The organism is Demequina gelatinilytica (assembly GCF_000971115.1).
Lineage (GTDB): Bacteria > Actinomycetota > Actinomycetes > Actinomycetales > Demequinaceae > Demequina > Demequina gelatinilytica.
In genome coordinates this window covers 19093-36179 of the sequence record NZ_BBLV01000007.1, presented here as the reverse complement: position 1 = coordinate 36179, position 17087 = coordinate 19093, and the positions used below count along the sequence as shown (strand labels likewise).

Here is a 17087-nt window from a genome sequence, read left to right as displayed (position 1 = left end):
GCTCGTGCTTGCCCCATGACACTCGCAACGGAGCTGGTCCCGGTCTGTCGGCGTGTCGCGGCCCGTAACCCGTCGCGAGGCGGCGTGTCGCCGCGAGATCCGTTGGAACTGTCAGCCGGGGGGTGTGGCGGGGCGGGGCGGTCGTCCACAGCCCGGTCGCGCTTCGGGCCCGTCCCACGGCACCCTGGACCGGTGATCCTGGTGCATCCCGACGATGTCGGGCCGCTCTCCCACGCGCGGCTGGTGCGGGACGGCGCACTCGTGGCCGTCGAGCGGGGCACGGCGCGTGCCCCGGACATCCCCGACTCGCGGGGAGTGCGCGCCCTCGCGGCCGTCGCCCGCGTGCCCGCTCACACGGTGCTGACGGGGCTCGCAGCGCTGTGGGTCCACGGATGGGTGCCCTCGCCGCCTGCCACGTGGCATGCGGTGGGCGCCCGCGGCCTCTACCGGCCCGCCGGGTGCCTGGTCGAGCTCCACTCGGGCCGCACCGCCGCTCTCGCCGCGCGCATCGGTCGGCTGAGCGTCGCCGAGCCGGCGCGTTCGTGCCTCGACGCCCTGCGCTGGGAGCCGGCCGATCCGGCGCTGCGCGTGGTCGGCGCGAGCCTCGCGACGGGGCGGCTCAGCGCGCCCGCACTGGCCGCCGAGCTCGCGCGGGAGGCCCGCACAGGATCCGGCTACGCGAGGCTCGTGTCCCTGGTCGACGCCCTCAGGGCCGCTTGGCCCCCGTGACCCTCCGCGCGTCGTAGACGCCGTCGATGCGCCGCACCGCGCTGAGGATCGCGCCAAGATGCGAGGGATCGGCCATCTCGAACTGGAAGCTCGACATGGCCACCCGCTCGCGGTTGGTCGACACGTTCGCGGACAGGATGTTGACGTGGTGGTCGGAGAGCACCTGCGTGACGTCCGAGAGCAGCCGGTTGCGGTCGAGAGCCTCGACCTCGATCTGCACCAGGAAGGTCCCCGCGTTGTGGCCCGTCCACTCGACGTCGATGAGGCGCTCGTTCTGCGTCCTCAGCTGCGCGAGGTTCTCGCAGTCGGCGCGATGCACCGAGACCCCCGAGCCCCGGGTGACGAAGCCCTGGATCGGGTCGCCCGGCACCGGGGTGCAGCACCGCGCGAGCTTGACCACCACATCCGTGAGCCCGTGGACCGCGACGCCGGGATCGCCGCGGCGCGACGGGGTCCGCTGCGCGGGCAGGCCCGGACGCGTGATCTCGGTCAGGTCCTCGTCGGCGCCTTCCTGACCGCCCACGGCCTCGACCATGCGGGTGACCACATCGGCGGCCTGCTCCTTGTGCTCGCCGATCGCGGCGTACAGCGAGTCGACGTCCTCGTAGTGCATCTCCTTGGCGAGCGCGAGGAGCGTGGGACGGGACATGAGGCGCTGCATGGGCAGCTGCTGGCGACGGATCGCGCGCGCCAGCATGTCGCGTCCGGTCTCGATCGACTCCTCGCGGCGCTCGCGCGTGAACCACTGACGGATCTTGTTCTTGGCGCGGGTCGACTGCACGAACTCGAGCCAGTCGCGCTTGGGATGGGCGTTCTCGTCCGACGTGGTGAGGACCTCGACGGTGTCGCCGTTCTCAAGCGTCGAGTCGAGCGGGACCAGCCGGCCGTTGACCTTCGCACCGATGGTCTTGTGGCCCACCTCGGTGTGGACCGCGTAGGCGAAGTCCACGGGGGTCGCGCCCTGGGGCAGCGACAGGAGCTTGCCGCGCGGCGTGAACACGTAGACCTCGGCCCGCGAGATCTCGCCGCGCAGGCTGTCGAGGAACTCGGTCGGGTCGGCCGTCTCCTGCTGCCAGTCGGCGATCTGACGCAGCCAGCCCATGTCGCCCTGGCTGCCACGCGACTGCTCGCCGGTCTTCGCGTTCTCCTTGTAGCGCCAATGCGCCGCGAGGCCGTACTCGGCCCGGCGGTGCATGTCGTAGGTGCGGATCTGCAGCTCGACGGGCTTGCCCGTGGGACCGATCACCGTGGTGTGCAGCGACTGGTAGAGGTTGAACTTGGGCATCGCGATGTAGTCCTTGAACCGGCCCGGGACGGGCTGGTACCGGGCGTGCATCGCACCCAGGACCGCGTAGCAGTCGCGCACGGTCTCGACCAGGATGCGGATCCCCACGAGGTCGTAGATGTCGTTGAGGTCGCGGCCCCGCACGATCATCTTCTGGTACACGGAGTAGTAGTGCTTGGGACGGCCCGTGATCTCCGCCTTGATGCGCATGCCGCGCAGGTCCTTCTCGATCTCCGCCCGCACCTGCGCGAGGTACTTCTCGCGCTCGGGCGCCCGGTCGGTGACGACGTCGACGATCTCCTGGTAGATCTTCGGGTACAGCGTCTGGAAGCTGAGGTCCTCGAGCTCCCACTTGATCGCGTTGAGCCCCATGCGGTGCGCGAGCGGCGCGTAGATCTCGAGCGTCTCCTGCGCCTTCTTGCGCGCGGACTCGGGCGCCACGTACTTCCACGTGCGCGCGTTGTGAAGCCGGTCGCACAGCTTGAGCAGCAGCACGCGGATGTCCTTGGCCATCGCCACGACCATCTTGCGGACCGTCTCGGCCTGGGCCGCGTCGCCGTACTTGACCTTGTCGAGCTTGGTGACGCCGTCGACGATCATCGCGACCTCGCCGCCGAACTCGGCCTCCATGCGCTCGAGCGGGTAGTCCGTGTCCTCGACGACGTCGTGGAGCAGCGCCGCGGCGATCACCGAGTCCGGCATGCCCAGATCCGCGATGATCTGCGCGACCGCGATGGGGTGGGTGATGTACGGCTCGCCGCTCTTGCGCTTCTGCTCGCGGTGCGCCTCCTCGGCCACCTTGTAGGCGCGCTCGATCAGGCCGGTCCGTCCGCGCGGGTACATGCGCCGATACGTGTCGAGCACGCCGTCGATCGCGCTCGACTCCCGGCTCCCCCGGCGGAGGAACCCGAGCCCGAGCGTCCCGGTCGAGGGACGGGTCTCCGTCACACGCACCTCCGTGGCTGGTAGACCGACAGTCTATCCGCGCCCGGACGTCCTGAGTGCTCTCCCTGGTAAAGCACGAGGGGGACGATGCGCGAAAGGCCTTCGCGCATCGTCCCCCTCGGGACGGGTCCCGTCAGTGCTTGCGGTTCTTGCGCTTGGGCTGCGCCGCCGTGCCCTGGTGGCTGCCCTTGTTCACGGCGCCCACCCGGACCTCTCCGTCCTCGGAGATCGCGACATCGGTCTCGCCGGACGCGCGCATCTCGAGCACCTTGGCGGTGTGCGAGGCGATGCGCTCCTCGCGGTCGCGCAGCGCGACCTCGACCGGCGTCGCGACGAAGATCGACGAGTACGTGCCGACCGCCATGCCCACGAACAGCGCGAGCGAGATGTCGAGCAGGGTGCCCGCGCCGAGCAGGAACGAGCCGATGAAGAGGATCGCGCTCACGGGCAGCAGGGCCACCACGGACGTGTTGATCGAGCGCACGAGGGTCTGGTTGAGACCGAGGTTCGCGAGCTCGTCGTACGTGTAGCGGTGCTGCGACGTGAGGTTCGCGGTGTTCTCGCGGACCTTGTCGAACACCACGACCGTGTCGTAGAGCGAGTAGCCCAGGATGGTGAGGAATCCGATCACGGACGCCGGCGTCACCTCGATGCCGGTCGCGGCGTAGACGCCCACCGTGATGATGAGGTCGTGCGCCAACGCGACGAGCGCCGCGGCGGACATGCGCCATGCGCGGAAGTACAGCGCCATGACGATCGACACGAGCACCAGGAACACCACGAGCGACTGCACCGCGGCCTTGCCCACCGAGGCGCCCCACGTGGGACCGATCTGCGTGAAGCTCACCTGCGACTCGGGGACGTCGTACGCCTCCGCGAGCTGCGTGGTGATCTCGCGGGCGGTCTCGGTCGCCGTGTCCTCGTCGAGCACACCGATCTGGATGCGGATGTCGTTCTCGCCCAGGATGGTGACGCGGGCCGTCTCACCAGGGGCGAGCTCCTCGATGACCGCGCGGGCCTCCTCGGGCTCCGTGATCGCGGTGTCGGTCACGCGGAACTCGGTGCCGCCCGTGAAGTCGATGCCCGCGTTGATGCCCTTGGTGAACAGGAGCAGCAGCGACAGCGCGACGAGCACGCCGGAGACCAGGAACCAGCGCCCCCGCTGCTGGACGATCGGGTAGGTCTTCTCACCCGAGTGGAGCTTGTTGCCCCACTGCGCCAGGTTGAGCTTCATCGGTTCTCCTCCCCCGCGGGGCTGGCGTCGGCCGGCTCGGCATCGTCCGCATCGACCTCCGGGGCATCGCCCTTGGCTGCGGCGATCGCCGCAGCGGCCTTGCGCTCGGCGAGCGTCGGCTGGTCGGGGCGGACCACGCGACCCCGACCCTTGTACATCGTGTCGCGGCCCAGCTGACGCGGGTCGAGCCCGGACCACGGGTGGCCCGTCGCGAAGAACCGCCTCTTGCCGAGCAGCATGAGCACCGGGTGGGTGAAGAGGAACACCACGAGGATGTCCACGAGCGTGGTGAGGCCCAGCGTGAAGGCGAAGCCACGGACGCCGCCCACCGCGAGCACGTAGAGCACCACGGCCGCGAGGATGTTGATCGCATCGGACGCGAGGATGGTGCGGCGGGCCCGGCGCCAGCCGTGATCGATCGCCGACTGGAGGCTGCGCCCCTCGCGCAGCTCGTCACGCACGCGCTCGAAGTAGACGATGAACGAGTCCGCGGTCACACCGATCGCCACGATGAGGCCCGCCACACCGGCGAGCGAGAGGCGGTAGCCGATGGTCCACGACAGGACCGCGATGAGGCCGTAGGTGACCGCACCGGCGATCACCAGCGATCCGACGGTCACCAGGCCGAGCGCGCGGTACTGGATCAGCGAGTAGATCACCACGAGCACCAGACCGATGAGGCCCGCGATGAGGCCCTTCTGGAGCTGGTCGGCGCCGAGCGTCGCGGAGATCTGCTGCTCCGACTGCACCTCGAGCGTCATAGGCAGCGCGCCGAACTTCAGCTGGTTGGCCAGCTGCGCGGCGGACTCCTGCGTGATGCCGTCACCGGTGATCGACGCCTGGCCGCCCGTGATGGTCGTGGAGACCGAGGGCGCAGAGATCACGACGCCGTCGAGCACCATCGCGAACTGGTCGCGCGGCGACTCGAGGTCCTTGATGCGGCCGGTGATGCCGGCGAAGGTGTCGCCTCCGTCGCTCGTGAACTCCATGCGGACCTCGTAGCGGCCCGTGAGGTTGCCCTGCGAGTTGTACTCGGGCCCCGAGGTCGCCGTCGCGATATCGGTGCCGTCCATCTCGACCGGACCGAGGAGGTACTTGACGTAGCCGTCCTGGTCGCAGACCGCATCGGCCGTCGCCGGGTCGCCGGGCGTCACACCTGCGAGGTTCGCGGGGTCGTTGCAGTCGAGCGCGTCGTACTTGGCCCGGACGTCGTCGGTGATCCACTCGAGCGACGAGGCGTCGGTGCCCTCGGCGGGGGCGGCGGAGGCCTCGGTCGACGGCTCGGCGGTCGCCTCGCCCGAGGCGGACGCCGATGCGGAGGGCTCCGGGGTGGCCTCGTCGCTCGTGCCGGCCACCGCGCTCGCCTCGGCGGACGGCTCGGCCGTGGCCTCGGCGGTCGCCTCGTCCGTCGCCTCGTCCGACGCGGTCGCGCTGGGCTCCGGCGTGGCCGACGTGTCGGCGGTGAGGTCGCTGTACCCGATCTCGAGCACCGGGCGGAACTGGAGCTGCGCGCTCTGGCGCACCAGGTCGACCGTCTCCTCCGACGGGTTGCCCGGGAGCGCGACCACGATGTTCTGGCCCTGCGTGCTGATCTCCGCCTCGGCGACACCGGACGCGTCGATGCGTCGGCGGATGATCTCGACGGCCTGGTCGAGGTCGGTCTGGGTGATCGTCTCGTCGCTGCCCTCGTTCAGCACGGGCGCGAGCACGATCTCGCGTCCGCCTGCGAGGTCGAGCGCGAGGTCGGGCGTCCAGGACGCACCGCCCGTCACCACTCCGACGGCCAACAGTCCATAGAGGCCGACGACGATCGCGCCCAGCCAGGTCAGCGCACGACGCGCCTCGTTCTTCACACGTGCCACAGGATTCCTCACGGTCTCGGCTCGCTTGAGCCCCGGGCGATTCTAGGCGGGTCCGGGGCCCTCAGTCGAACACGGCACGCGGTGTCGTCCCGAACGACGCTTGCACAGGGCCACGCGCGCCGCCCGATTCAGTCGAAGAGGCGCCCGCCGGCCTCGCCGCCGATCGCATCGGCCGGCGGGGTGAGGCCCAGGTGCCGCCACGCGTCCGCGGTGGCGATGCGCCCGCGCGGGGTGCGGGACATGAGGCCCTCGCGCACCAGGAAGGGCTCGGCCACGGTCTCGACCGTCTCGGTCTCCTCGCCCACCGTCACCGCGAGCGTGGACAGGCCTACCGGGCCGCCCGCGAAGCGCGTGCACAGCGCCCGGAGCACCGCGCGGTCGAGCCTGTCGAGGCCGAGCTCGTCCACCTCGTAGACGGCGAGCGCCTCGCGCGCCGCGACCATGTCGGCGCGGCCCGAGCCGTGCACCTGGGCCCAGTCGCGCACCCGCCGCAGCAGGCGGTTCGCGATGCGCGGGGTGCCGCGCGAACGCGAGGCGATCTCGTGCGCCGCGTCGTGCGAGATCGACACGCCGAGGCGCCCGGCGGAACGGACCACGATGGCCTTGAGCTCGTGCGTCTCGTAGAAGTCGAGGTGCCCGGTGAACCCGAAGCGGTCGCGCAGCGGCGCCGGGAGCAGGCCGGCGCGCGTGGTCGCCCCGACCACGGTGAAGGGCGGCAGGCTCAGCGGGATGGACGTCGCGCCCGCGCCCTTGCCGACCACCACGTCCACGCGGAAGTCCTCCATCGCGAGGTAGAGCATCTCCTCGGCGGGCCTGGCGAGCCGGTGGATCTCGTCGAGGAAGAGCACGTCGCCCTCGTCGAGCGAGGACAGGATGGCTGCGAGGTCGCCCGCGTGCTGGATCGCCGGGCCCGAGGTGAGCCTCAGCGTGCTCCCGAGCTCCTGCGCGATGATCATCGCGAGGGTCGTCTTGCCCAGTCCGGGCGGGCCCGACAGCAGCACGTGGTCGGGAGGCGTGCCGCGGCCCGTGGCCGCGCTCAGCACCAGCGACAGCTGCTCGCGCACCACGCGCTGGCCGACGAACTCGTCGAGGTTGGAGGGCCGCAGCGCGGCCTCGTTGGAGCGCTCGATCGCGTCCGCGTCGGGGCTCACCACGCGGGCCTCGTCATCCACGCGTGCCTCCGAGGTGCTTGAGCGCCGCCCGCAGCGTGGTGCCGGTCGCCGTGGCCTCGACCGCGTCGGGGGCGACGGCATCGACCGCCGCCTGCGCCGTCTTGAGCGGATAGCCGAGGCCCACGAGCGCCTCGACCACCTCGCCGCGAGCGTCCGCGGCAGGCGCGCCAGGGGCATCGTCCGGGAGCACCAGCTTGCCTCCCAGCTCGAGCAGCAGCCTCGACGCGACCTTGGGGCCGATGCCGGGAACCCTGGTGAGCGCCTTCTGGTCGCCCGCGGCGACCGCGCCGGCGAGCGCCTCCGGCGAGTGCACGGCGAGCATCGCGAGGGCGAGCTTCGCGCCCACACCCTGGACGCTCTGCAGCTGCTCGAAGGTGTCCCGCTCCCCCGCCGTGAGGAAGCCGAACAGCGTCATCGAGTCCTCGCGCACCACCATGTGGGTGTGCAGCGTGGCCTCCTGGCCCGTGCGCAGCTCGGCGAGCGCCGCGGGCGTCGCGAGCACGCGATAGCCCACACCGGCGACATCGAGGACCAGAGCGGTCGCGCCGGCATGCGCGACGGTCCCCCTGAGCAGTGCGATCACGCGAGCCCCTTTCGAACACCTGTGCGAACAGGCTAGCCGATGGGTGCGACGTCTCCCCCACGGGAGGACGGGCGTGTCTCAACCGCGCCGCCGCGCCGCCTTCTCCGCCTCCGCCCAGCGCCGCTGCGCCAGGGTGGTGGCCGCCGAGCCCGTCGGCGCCGCGCCGCCCTTCCACGCGTGCGCGATCGCGATCGCGAGGGCGTCCGCCGCGTCGGCCGGACGCGGGGCCTCGTCGAGCCCCAGCAGGCGCGTCACCATGAACGTCACCTGCGCCTTGTCGGCACGACCGTTGCCTGTGACCGCGGCCTTGACCTCGGACGGCGTGTACAGCGTGAGCGGCAGCCCGCGGCGCTCGGCCGCGAGCATGATGACGCCCGAGACCTGGGCGGTGCCCATGATGGTGGAGACGTCGGAGCGCGCGAAGATGCGCTCCATCGCGACGGCTTCGGGCCGATGCTCGTCGAGCATGGCCTCGAGGACCGTCGCGATCTGAGCGAGACGCCTCGGGGTCTCGTGGGTCGATGGGGACGTCGCGACGCGGACGTCGAGCATGGTCACCCGGCGCGCCGCGCCGGACTCGACCACGCCGATGCCGCACCTGGTGAGGCCGGGGTCGACCCCCAGGATGCGCATCGTCCGTCCGCCGTCGGGGCCGTCAGGCCTGCGCGGCCTCGAGCACCTCGTCCGACGCGTCGAAGTTCGCGTAGACGTTCTGGACGTCGTCCGAGTCCTCGAGGGCGTCGATGAGGCGCAGCATCTTGCGTGCTCCGTCGACGTCGAGCTCGACCTTCATCGAGGGCATGAACGTCGCCTCGGCGCTCTCGTAGTCGATGCCCGCCTCCTGCAGCGCGCTGCGCACGGCGACGAAGTCGGTCGCCTCGGAGATGATCTCGAACACGTCGCCGAGGTCGTTGATCTCCTCCGCGCCCGCCTCGAGGGTCGCCTCCATGAGCGCGTCCTCGGTGACGTCGCCCTCGCTGGACACGATCACCTGGCCCTTGCGCGAGAACAGGTAGGACACCGAGCCCGGGTCCGCGAGCGTGCCGTTGTTGCGGGTGAGCGCGACGCGCACCTCGGTCGCCGCACGGTTGCGGTTGTCCGTGAGGCACTCGATGAGGATCGCGACGCCGTTCGGGCCGTAGCCCTCGTACATGATCGTCTCGTAGTTGACGCCGTCCGCGTCCTCACCGGAGCCGCGCTTGACGGCGCGGTCGATGTTGTCGTTGGGGACGGACGACTTCTTGGCCTTCTGGATCGCGTCGAACAGCGTCGGGTTCCCGGCGGGGTCGCCGCCGCCCACACGCGCCGCGACCTCGATGTTCTTGATGAGCTTGGCGAACAGCTTGCCGCGCTTGGCGTCGATCGCGGCCTTCTTGTGCTTGGTCGTCGCCCACTTGGAATGCCCGGACACGTGTGCTCCTCGTCGAATGTCGGTCTGGAATCCCGTCCAGTGTAGTGCCAGCGGTGAGGGACGATGCGGCGGCAGGCCGGGCGCGGTAGCGTCCAGCCATGACGCTGCCTCGCGTGATCCTCCTGCTCGGGTCCGTGCTCGTCGCAGCCGCATGCGGGACGGCCGAGCCGACCGAGGTGCGCGGGCCCGTGCCGATCGTGGGGTGGTCCAACGCCGGCGACGTGCAGATCCTGCACATCGACACCTGCAACGGCGGCCCCGTGGCCGAGGTGGTCGAGACGGAGACCGCGGTGACCATCACGGTGACCTCGACGTCGCTCGACCCCGGCCCCGCCTGTCAGGACGTGCTCGAGGTCGAGCTCGGCTCCGACCTGGGTGGTCATCAGGTGATCGACGGCGTCACCGGCGAGGAGCCGCCCGGCATCGAGGGCTGAGACGGGACGTCGAGCCTCGATCCCGCGTCAGAGTGCACGCTTTCACGCAGAACCGGGCACTCTGGCGCGGGGTAAGCGCTTGCGCGGCGGAATGGAGGCGCCGGTTCAGACCAGATCGAGCAGCAGGCGGTGCACGCGGTCGTCGTGGGCGGCGCCCGGGGCGGCGATCTCCGGGTGGAAGCTGGTCGCGATCGCGTTGCCATGACGCACGGCCACCGGGTGGCGCGATCCGTCGGGCCCCTCGGCCGTCGCGAGGACCTCGACGGCGGGCGCGCAGGACTCGACCCATGGCGCACGGATGAACGTCGCGTGCATGGCGGAGCCGTCGGGCTCCCACACCAGCTCGGTCTCCGCCGAGTCGACCTGCCGGCCGAAGGCGTTGCGGCGCACCGTCATGGGGATCGCCGCGAGGCTCTGCTGGTCGTGGATGCCGCCTACCAGGTCCGTCGCGAGCATGATCATCCCGGCGCACGAACCCATCACGGGCATGCCGGCATGGATGCGGTCCTTCAGCGGCTGGAACAGGTCGAAGGCGCGGAGCAGCTTGTCGATGGTGGTCGACTCGCCGCCGGGGATGATGAGCGCATCGACCGCCTCGAGCTCGGCGAGGCGCCGCACCCCCACCGCGGTCGCGCCCACGCGCGTCGCCGCGGCAAGGTGCTCACGCACGTCCCCCTGCAGGGCCAGCACACCGACGGTGCTCATTCGTCCACCTCTCCCAGATCCCTGGTGACGCCGTCCCATGCGAGGAACCACGCCCAGCTCTCCCTGAGCGGCGCGGGGAACACCTCGATGGGTGCTTCCCGCAGCTCGCGCTCGGTGAGCCAGGCGACCTCGTCGATGGTCTCGACCTCGACCGCCGTCCATTCCGCGGCCGTCCGCGCACGCGTCTCGGCATGCGACAGCTGGCCTACGAAGATCTCCTCGAACTGCGTGTACGGCCTCGACGCGAAGTCGAAGACCGCCGTGCGGCGCCACACCGGCCCGACCAGCTCATGGGTCTCGAGGACATGCCCCGTCTCCTCGGCCAGCTCGCGGACAGCCGCGTCCCGCATCGTCTCCCCCGCCTCGAGCCCGCCGCCTGGCGTGAACCAGAAGTAGCGCTCGGTCGCGTGGGGATCGTGCCCCCTCACCATGAGGAGGCGAGGCTCGTCGCCCGTGTGGTCGACGAGCAGCACGCGGGCGCCGCGACGGTGGATCCGATCCCCCGACGCGGCGCCCATGCGTGCGTTGCTCAGCCCTGGCTTACCAGCCGCGCTCGGCGAGGCGGTGCGGCTCGGGGATCTCGTCGACGTTGATGCCGACCATCGCCTCGCCCAGGCCGCGCGACACGTCCGCGATGACCGACGGGTCGTCGTAGAACGTGGTCGCCTTGACGATCGCCGCGGCGCGCTGCGCGGGGTTGCCCGACTTGAAGATGCCCGAGCCGACGAACACGCCCTCGGCGCCCAGCTGCATCATCATCGCGGCGTCGGCCGGGGTGGCGATACCGCCCGCGGTGAACAGCACCACGGGGAGCTTGCCGGTCTTGGCGATCTCCTGGACCAGGGGCAGCGGAGCCTGGAGCTCCTTCGCGGCCACGTAGAGCTCGTCCTCGGGCAGCGCGGTGAGCGCCTTGATCTCGGCGCGGATCCTGCGCATGTGGGTGGTGGCGTTGGAGACGTCGCCCGTGCCGGCCTCACCCTTCGAGCGGATCATCGCGGCGCCCTCCGAGATGCGGCGCAGCGCCTCACCCAGGTTGGTCGCACCGCAGACGAAGGGAACGGTGTAGTTCCACTTGTCGATGTGGTGCGTGTAGTCGGCGGGCGTGAGGACCTCGGACTCGTCGATGTAGTCGACACCCAGGCTCTCGAGGACCTGCGCCTCGACGAAGTGGCCGATGCGCGCCTTCGCCATGACCGGGATGGACACGGCCTCGATGATGCCCTGGATCATGTCCGGGTCGCTCATGCGCGACACGCCACCCTGGGCGCGGATGTCGGCGGGCACGCGCTCGAGCGCCATGACGGCCACGGCGCCGGCGTCCTCCGCGATCTTCGCCTGCTCAGGGGTGACCACGTCCATGATGACGCCGCCCTTGAGCATCTCGGCCATGCCGCGCTTCACGAGGTCGGTGCCTACCTGGGGCTTCGTGGTCTCTTCGATGGTGCTCATGGCGATGTGACGTCCTTCGTCGGATGGGGATGGAACTCGGCGTCCATCCTAATGGCGTCGCGATACGTCTCCTCGACGCGGGGCGCGACGTTGGACCAGTCGAATGCCGCGGCGCACTCGCGTCCGCGGTCGGCAAGCTCGGCTCGGGCGGCGGGGTCGTCGAGCAGCGTGGTGATCTCCGCAGCGAGCGCCGCGGCGTCGCCCACCTTGTGGTGCGCGGCGGCGTTGCCGCCGTCCGCCATCGTGGAGACGTCCATGAAGGCCTGCAGGTCGGAGGCCACCACGGCCGCGCCCGCGGCCATCGCCTCGACCAGCACGATGCCGAAGCTCTCGCCTCCGAGGTTGGGCGCGCAGTAGATGTCCACCGACGCCATGAAGCTCGCCTTCTGCTCCTCGTCGAGCTCGCCCACCACCTCGGCCCCGGCGCGCGCCGCCTTCGCGGCGATGTGGTCGGGGAATCGGCCGGCGACCAGGAACCGTGCGTGCGGATGACGCGCGCGGACCGCCGGGATCGCGGCCAGGAGCGTCTCGAGGCCCTTGCGGGGCTCGTCGAGGCGTCCCAGGATCCCGATCGTCGGAGCATCGTCGCGGCCGACCCAACGAGGGTCGGGCCGGGCCTCGACGTAGCGGGAGGTGTCGACCCCGTTGGGGATGATGTGCGTCGCCTGCACCCGCAGGTGGTCGCGGATGGTCGCGGCCGCGGAGGGCGACACGGCGATGCGCGCGTCGAGCTCCTCGTAGCCGGGCTTGATCCACGGCTTGCCGAGCCGCATGGCCAGCGACTCCGACTGCGACGAGTGGAAGGTCGCCACCGTGGGCCCCACGCGCGCCCACATGGCGATGACGCTGAGGGACGGCGCGCCCGGCTCATGGAGGTGCACCACGTCGAAGTGTCCCAGCTTGAGCCACTCGCGCACACGGCTGGCCGCCATGAGGCCGAACGTGAGGCGCGCGGTCGAGCCGTTGTAACGGATGGGCACCGACCGCCCGGCGCTCGAGACGTACGCAGGCACCGGGGTGTCCTCAGCAGCAGGCGCGAGGACGCTCACGTCATGCCCGCGCGCCATGAGCGCCTTCGCGAGGTCGAGCACATGCAGCTGGACCCCGCCGGGACGGTCGAGCGAGTACGGGCAGACGATGCCGATCCTCACCTCTTAGGTCTCCGTCCATCCGAACCGCTGGAGCATGTGCCAGTCCTCGGGATGCTCGCGGATGGCCTCGGACATGAACTGTACCCAGGCCCGGCTGAGGGACCCGACGCGGTCGTCCGACGGCGCGTCGCCCGGCTCGATCTGCGGGCCGAAGCGCAGCACGCATCCCCACCGGGAGCGGGCGCGCCACCGCGCGCGGCCGCGCAGCCGCTCGTAGCGGATGTGGACCGGGATGAGGGGCGCGCCGATCGCGACCGCGAGGGCGGCGGGACCGGGGGCGACCTTCACGCCCTGCCCCCACATCTCCACCTCGACGCCCGAGCCGGAGAGGTCGCGGTCGGCCAGCAGGCACAGGATCCCGCCCTCCTTCCGGCCGACGCGGATCAGTTCGCGGAAGGTGGAGCCGCCCTCGTGGCCCAGGATGCGCATGCCCACCTTCTCGCGCAGCGAGACGAACTCGTCGAACACCTCGCGCGGCTTGAGGACCTCGGCCACCGAGGTCACCTTGGCGATGTGCCGGCACGCGTACGCCCCGATGAGGTCCCAGTTGCCGGAGTGCGACAGCACGAGCACCGCGCGGCCTTCGGCGCGGATCCGCGCCAGCGCGTCGTCGGCGTCCTCGACGCGCACGCGCGCGTCGATGGTCGCGGGCGACATGCGTCCCAGCTCGAAGGTCTCGGAGTAGTACCGCGCGGTGGAGGCCATGCCACGGCGGGACAGCCGGCGCAGCTCGTCCCCTTCGAGGCCGGTGACGCGATGAAGGTTGTCCTCGAGCCGACGGGCCGGCTTGGAGCGCCTTGCCCACTGGAGCATCGTGCCGGACCACAGGAGGCCGCGCGTGAGCGAGATCGGCGCGTACCGCGAGGCGCGGAACGCGAGGAGGAAGGCGTTCATTCGTGCGGGTACGGCTGGGGCTGGCCGTCGAGGCGGGCGTTCCACTCGGGGTGGAGGCGCGCCTGGCGCACCACGGCCCAGATGCGCTGGCCCACGGTGATGGCGGCGAGCACGGTCAGCACCCACAGCGCACCCGTGAGCACCCACAGCGGGAACAGCCCGAGCCCGTAGAAGCCCGTCGCGACCAGGGAGATCACCAGGCGGTCGGAGCGCTCCGCGAGGCCGAAGTTGGCGGCGACGCCCATGCCCTCGGCCTTGGCGCGCGCGTACGGCACCAGCGACCCGATCGCGAGGCACAGCAGCGCCCCCAGCGCGGTGGTGCGGTCGATGTCGATGAACACCCACGCCAGGGTGCCGAAGATCGCGGCATCGGCCACGCGGTCCAGGGTGGAGTCGAGGAACGCGCCCAGGCGCGAGCTCTTGCCGCCCAGGCGTGCCATGGTGCCGTCGAGCATGTCCGTCACCACGAAGAACGTGATGAACAGCGTTCCCCAGAAGAACCAGATCCCCTCATGCGGGAAGAACAGCACCGCGCCGAGCACCACGCCGACCGTGCCGAGCACGGTCATGACGTTCGGGTGGATCCCCTTCGACAGCAGGAAGCGCGCGGGCGCCTGCCACAGGGCGGCCATGTAGGGCCGGAGCCTGCCGAGCATCTAGTGGTCCTCTCTCCAGGCGTCGCTGACGCGTCGCCATGTGTCGTCCAGGAGCTGGGGCACCGCCTTGGTCTGCGCGATGATGGGCAGGAAGTTGGTGTCCCCCTCCCATCGCGGCACCACGTGCTGGTGCAGGTGCGCCGAGATGCCGGCACCGCCGGCCTCGCCCTGGTTGATGCCGATGTTGTAGCCGCGGGGCCCGCTCACCTTCGCGAGCACCCGCATCGCCTGCTGCGTGAGCGCGGACATCTCGTCACGCTCCGCGTCGGTGCACTCCGTGTACCAGGCGATGTGGCGGTACGGGCAGACCATGAGGTGACCGGGGTTGTACGGGTAGAGGTTGAGCACCACGTAGCAGTGCTCGCCCCGGTGCACCACCAGATGCTCGCGGTCGTCCGCCTCCGGCTTCTTGCACAGCGGGCATCCGGCATCGGCGCCCTTGGGCTTGTCGCCCTCGATGTACGCGAGACGATGCGGGGTCCACAGGCGCTCGAGCCCGTCGGGGACACCCCCCATCGTCTCCGCGTCCACCTGGTCGGGCATCGTCAGACCTGCGCCTTGGTGCGCACGGCCTCGACGATGCGGCGCACCGCCTCGTCGACCGGCACCTGGTTGTCCTGGCTGCCGTCGCGGTAGCGGAAGGACACCGCGTTCGCCTCCGCATCGTCGCCGCCGGCGATGAGCACGAACGGCACCTTCTCCTTGGAGGCGGTGCGGATCTTCTTGGGGAAGCGCTCGTCGGAGTCGTCGAGCTCGACGCGGATGCCCTCCGCCTTGAGCTTCGCGCACACCTCGGCGAGGTAGTCGTTGAAGGGCTCCGCGACCGGGATCGCCCGGACCTGGACCGGCGCGAGCCACACGGGGAACTGACCCGCGTAGTGCTCGGTGAGGATCGCGAAGAAGCGCTCGATCGAGCCGAACAGCGCGCGGTGGATCATCACGGGGCGCTGGCGCGAGCCGTCGGGGGCCGTGTACTCGAGCTCGAAGCGCTCGGGCAGGTTGAAGTCGAGCTGGATGGTCGACATCTGCCAGGTGCGACCGATCGCGTCGCGCGTCTGGACCGAGATCTTGGGGCCGTAGAACGCGGCGCCGCCCGGGTCCGGGACCAGATCGAGACCGGAGGCGACGGCGACCTCGCGCAGCGTCTCGGTCGCCTCCTCCCACACCTCGTCGGAACCCACGGACTTCTCCGGGTTCTTGGTCGAGAGCTCCAGGTAGAAGTCCTCGAGGCCGTAGTCCTTGAGCAGGCCGAGCACGAACTCGAGCGTCTTGGTGAGCTCGTCCTTCATCTGCTCGCGGGTGCAGTAGATGTGCGCGTCGTCCTGCGTGAAGCCGCGCGCACGGGTCATGCCGTGGACCACGCCGGACTTCTCGTACCGGTACACCGTGCCGAACTCGAACAGGCGCAGCGGGAGCTCGCGGTAGGAGCGTCCGCGCGAGTCGAAGACCAGGTTGTGCATCGGGCAGTTCATGGGCTTGAGGTAGTAGTCCTGGCCCTGCTTGGTGACGTTGCCCTCGGCGTCGCGCTCCTCGTCGAGGTGCATCGCGGGGTACATGCCGTCCTTGTACCAGTCGAGGTGACCGGAGACCTCGAACAGCTTGCCCTTGGTCGCGTGGGGCGTGTAGACGAACTCGTAGCCCTCCTCGATGTGGCGGCGGCGCGAGTACTCCTCCATCTCCATGCGGACGATGCCGCCCTTGGGGTGGAAGACCGCGAGGCCCGAGCCGATCTCGTCGGGGAAGGAGAACAGGTCCATCTCCGCGCCGAGCTTGCGGTGGTCGCGGCGCTCGGCCTCGGCCAGGCGCTCCTTGTACGCGTTGAGCTCGTCCTTGGTGGGCCACGCCGTGCCGTACACGCGCTGGAGCTGGGGGTTCTTCTCGGAGCCCTTCCAGTACGCGGCGGCGGAGCGCATGAGCGACCAGCCGTTCTGCAGGACGCGGGTCGACGGGACATGCGGGCCGCGGCACAGGTCGCCCCACGCGCGCTCGCCGTTCCGGCGGACGTTGTCGTAGATGGTGATGTCGCCCTCGCCGATCTCCACCGAGGCGCCCTCGGCGCCCTCGGTGTCGTGCGTGAGCAGCTCGCACTTGTAGGGCTCGTGGGAGAGCTCGGCGAGCGCCTCCTCGCGCGTCACCTCGCGGCGCACGAAGGACTGCCCCTCCTTGACGATGCGCTGCATCGCCTTCTCGAGGGCCTTGAGATCCTCGGGGGTGAAGGGGGTCTCGACGTCGAAGTCGTAGTAGAAGCCGTTCTCGATGGGCGGGCCCACACCGAGCTTCGCGTCGGGGTTCACCTGCTGGACGGCCTGCGCGAGCACATGCGCGGTCGAGTGGCGCAGCACCATGAGCCCGTCGGGATCGGTGACCGGCACGGCCTCGACGGTCGCGCCCGCCGGCACCTCGCGCGCGAGGTCCCACAGCGCGCCGTCCACGCGCATCACGACCACGTCCTTGCGGTCGGCGAACAGGTCGGCGCCCGTCGTGCCCGCCTCGAGCTCTCGCTCGACGCCGTCGATGGTCGCATTCACGCTGGGCACAGGGTCACTCCTCGGGTGTGGATGGTACGGAGACGATGCT

At 70.7% G+C, this 17087-nt stretch carries 17 protein-coding genes; 2 read left to right on the top strand and 15 right to left on the bottom strand.

Annotated elements, in window-relative coordinates:
• Nucleotides 1-192 precede the first annotated feature (192 nt).
• A complete protein-coding gene (locus AOM00_RS07205; RefSeq protein ID WP_062517146.1) occupies nt 193-729 on the top strand; it encodes a hypothetical protein in 537 nt (178 codons plus the stop codon).
• Here AOM00_RS07205 and AOM00_RS07200 read toward each other — a convergent pair.
• The 7 genes from AOM00_RS07200 to AOM00_RS07170 form a co-directional block, all read right to left on the bottom strand.
• Nucleotides 707-2962: a RelA/SpoT family protein gene (locus AOM00_RS07200; RefSeq protein ID WP_062517145.1), complete on the bottom strand. Its 2256-nt coding sequence runs from the start codon at nt 2960-2962 to the stop codon at nt 707-709. The two genes, AOM00_RS07205 and AOM00_RS07200, sit on opposite strands and share 23 nt — an antisense overlap.
• A gap of 130 nt (nt 2963-3092) precedes the next feature.
• Nucleotides 3093-4193, bottom strand: a complete 1101-nt coding sequence (gene secF / locus AOM00_RS07195) for a protein translocase subunit SecF (RefSeq protein WP_062517144.1) — start codon at nt 4191-4193, stop codon at nt 3093-3095.
• The gene (gene secD, locus AOM00_RS07190) at nt 4190-6055 is read right to left on the bottom strand and encodes a protein translocase subunit SecD (protein ID WP_062517143.1); all 1866 of its coding nucleotides are present in this window, start codon (nt 6053-6055) and stop codon (nt 4190-4192) included. Before secD ends, secF begins: the two co-directional genes overlap by 4 nt.
• A 128-nt stretch (nt 6056-6183) precedes the next feature.
• Nucleotides 6184-7227: a Holliday junction branch migration DNA helicase RuvB gene (ruvB, locus tag AOM00_RS07185; RefSeq protein ID WP_062517142.1), complete on the bottom strand. Its 1044-nt coding sequence runs from the start codon at nt 7225-7227 to the stop codon at nt 6184-6186.
• Complete coding sequence (ruvA, locus tag AOM00_RS07180; protein WP_062517141.1) at nt 7220-7810, bottom strand: Holliday junction branch migration protein RuvA; 591 nt, start codon at nt 7808-7810, stop codon at nt 7220-7222. The genes ruvB and ruvA overlap by 8 nt, the downstream gene beginning before the upstream one ends.
• Nucleotides 7811-7888: 78 nt before the next feature.
• A complete protein-coding gene (gene ruvC, locus AOM00_RS07175; RefSeq protein ID WP_062517140.1) occupies nt 7889-8443 on the bottom strand; it encodes a crossover junction endodeoxyribonuclease RuvC in 555 nt (184 codons plus the stop codon).
• Nucleotides 8444-8465: 22 nt separating this feature from the next.
• Nucleotides 8466-9221 carry a YebC/PmpR family DNA-binding transcriptional regulator gene (locus AOM00_RS07170; protein WP_062306123.1) on the bottom strand — a complete coding sequence of 252 codons (756 nt, stop codon included), beginning with the start codon at nt 9219-9221 and terminating at the stop codon, nt 8466-8468.
• 98 nt (nt 9222-9319) lie between these two features.
• On the opposite strand from AOM00_RS07170, the gene AOM00_RS07165 reads away from it, so the two are divergent.
• Nucleotides 9320-9655, top strand: coding sequence for a hypothetical protein (locus AOM00_RS07165; RefSeq protein ID WP_062517139.1), 336 nt, complete (start codon nt 9320-9322; stop codon nt 9653-9655).
• A 105-nt stretch (nt 9656-9760) separates the two neighbouring features.
• On the opposite strand, the gene pdxT is transcribed toward AOM00_RS07165, so the two are convergent.
• From pdxT to thrS, 8 genes are read right to left on the bottom strand one after another with little or no spacing between them, the layout of a single operon-like run.
• Nucleotides 9761-10360, bottom strand: coding sequence for a pyridoxal 5'-phosphate synthase glutaminase subunit PdxT (gene pdxT / locus AOM00_RS07160; RefSeq protein ID WP_062517138.1), 600 nt, complete (start codon nt 10358-10360; stop codon nt 9761-9763).
• Nucleotides 10357-10878, bottom strand: coding sequence for an NUDIX hydrolase (locus tag AOM00_RS07155; RefSeq protein ID WP_062517137.1), 522 nt, complete (start codon nt 10876-10878; stop codon nt 10357-10359). Before AOM00_RS07155 ends, pdxT begins: the two co-directional genes overlap by 4 nt.
• A 22-nt stretch (nt 10879-10900) precedes the next feature.
• Entirely contained in the window at nt 10901-11809 is a 909-nt protein-coding gene (pdxS, locus tag AOM00_RS07150; protein ID WP_062517136.1) for a pyridoxal 5'-phosphate synthase lyase subunit PdxS, read from the bottom strand.
• The gene (locus tag AOM00_RS07145; protein ID WP_062517135.1) at nt 11806-12960 is read right to left on the bottom strand and encodes a glycosyltransferase family 4 protein; all 1155 of its coding nucleotides are present in this window, start codon (nt 12958-12960) and stop codon (nt 11806-11808) included. Before AOM00_RS07145 ends, pdxS begins: the two co-directional genes overlap by 4 nt.
• A gap of 3 nt (nt 12961-12963) precedes the next feature.
• Nucleotides 12964-13854 (bottom strand): phosphatidylinositol mannoside acyltransferase, encoded by an 891-nt coding sequence (locus AOM00_RS07140; protein WP_062517134.1) that lies wholly within the window; start codon nt 13852-13854, stop codon nt 12964-12966.
• Complete coding sequence (gene pgsA, locus AOM00_RS07135; RefSeq protein ID WP_062517133.1) at nt 13851-14510, bottom strand: phosphatidylinositol phosphate synthase; 660 nt, start codon at nt 14508-14510, stop codon at nt 13851-13853. Before pgsA ends, AOM00_RS07140 begins: the two co-directional genes overlap by 4 nt.
• Complete coding sequence (locus AOM00_RS07130) at nt 14511-15053, bottom strand: HIT family protein (RefSeq protein WP_369345425.1); 543 nt, start codon at nt 15051-15053, stop codon at nt 14511-14513.
• Between the two features lie 2 nt (nt 15054-15055).
• A complete protein-coding gene (gene thrS / locus AOM00_RS07125; protein ID WP_062517132.1) occupies nt 15056-17047 on the bottom strand; it encodes a threonine--tRNA ligase in 1992 nt (663 codons plus the stop codon).
• Nucleotides 17048-17087 lie beyond the last annotated feature (40 nt).

What these genes read in the sequence shown, in the direction of transcription:
- AOM00_RS07155 (WP_062517137.1), bottom strand. Translation starts at nt 10,878, where the DNA reads ATGGGCGCCGCGTCGGGGGATCGGATCCACCGTCGCGGCGCCCGCGTG.
- ruvC (WP_062517140.1), bottom strand. Translation starts at nt 8,443, where the DNA reads ATGCGCATCCTGGGGGTCGACCCCGGCCTCACCAGGTGCGGCATCGGC.
- pgsA (WP_062517133.1), bottom strand. Translation starts at nt 14,510, where the DNA reads ATGCTCGGCAGGCTCCGGCCCTACATGGCCGCCCTGTGGCAGGCGCCC.
- AOM00_RS07165 (WP_062517139.1), top strand. Translation starts at nt 9,320, where the DNA reads ATGACGCTGCCTCGCGTGATCCTCCTGCTCGGGTCCGTGCTCGTCGCA.
- pdxT (WP_062517138.1), bottom strand. Translation starts at nt 10,360, where the DNA reads ATGAGCACCGTCGGTGTGCTGGCCCTGCAGGGGGACGTGCGTGAGCAC.
- secF (WP_062517144.1), bottom strand. Translation starts at nt 4,193, where the DNA reads ATGAAGCTCAACCTGGCGCAGTGGGGCAACAAGCTCCACTCGGGTGAG.
- AOM00_RS07140 (WP_062517134.1), bottom strand. Translation starts at nt 13,854, where the DNA reads ATGAACGCCTTCCTCCTCGCGTTCCGCGCCTCGCGGTACGCGCCGATC.
- AOM00_RS07130 (WP_369345425.1), bottom strand. Translation starts at nt 15,053, where the DNA reads ATGCCCGACCAGGTGGACGCGGAGACGATGGGGGGTGTCCCCGACGGG.
- pdxS (WP_062517136.1), bottom strand. Translation starts at nt 11,809, where the DNA reads ATGAGCACCATCGAAGAGACCACGAAGCCCCAGGTAGGCACCGACCTC.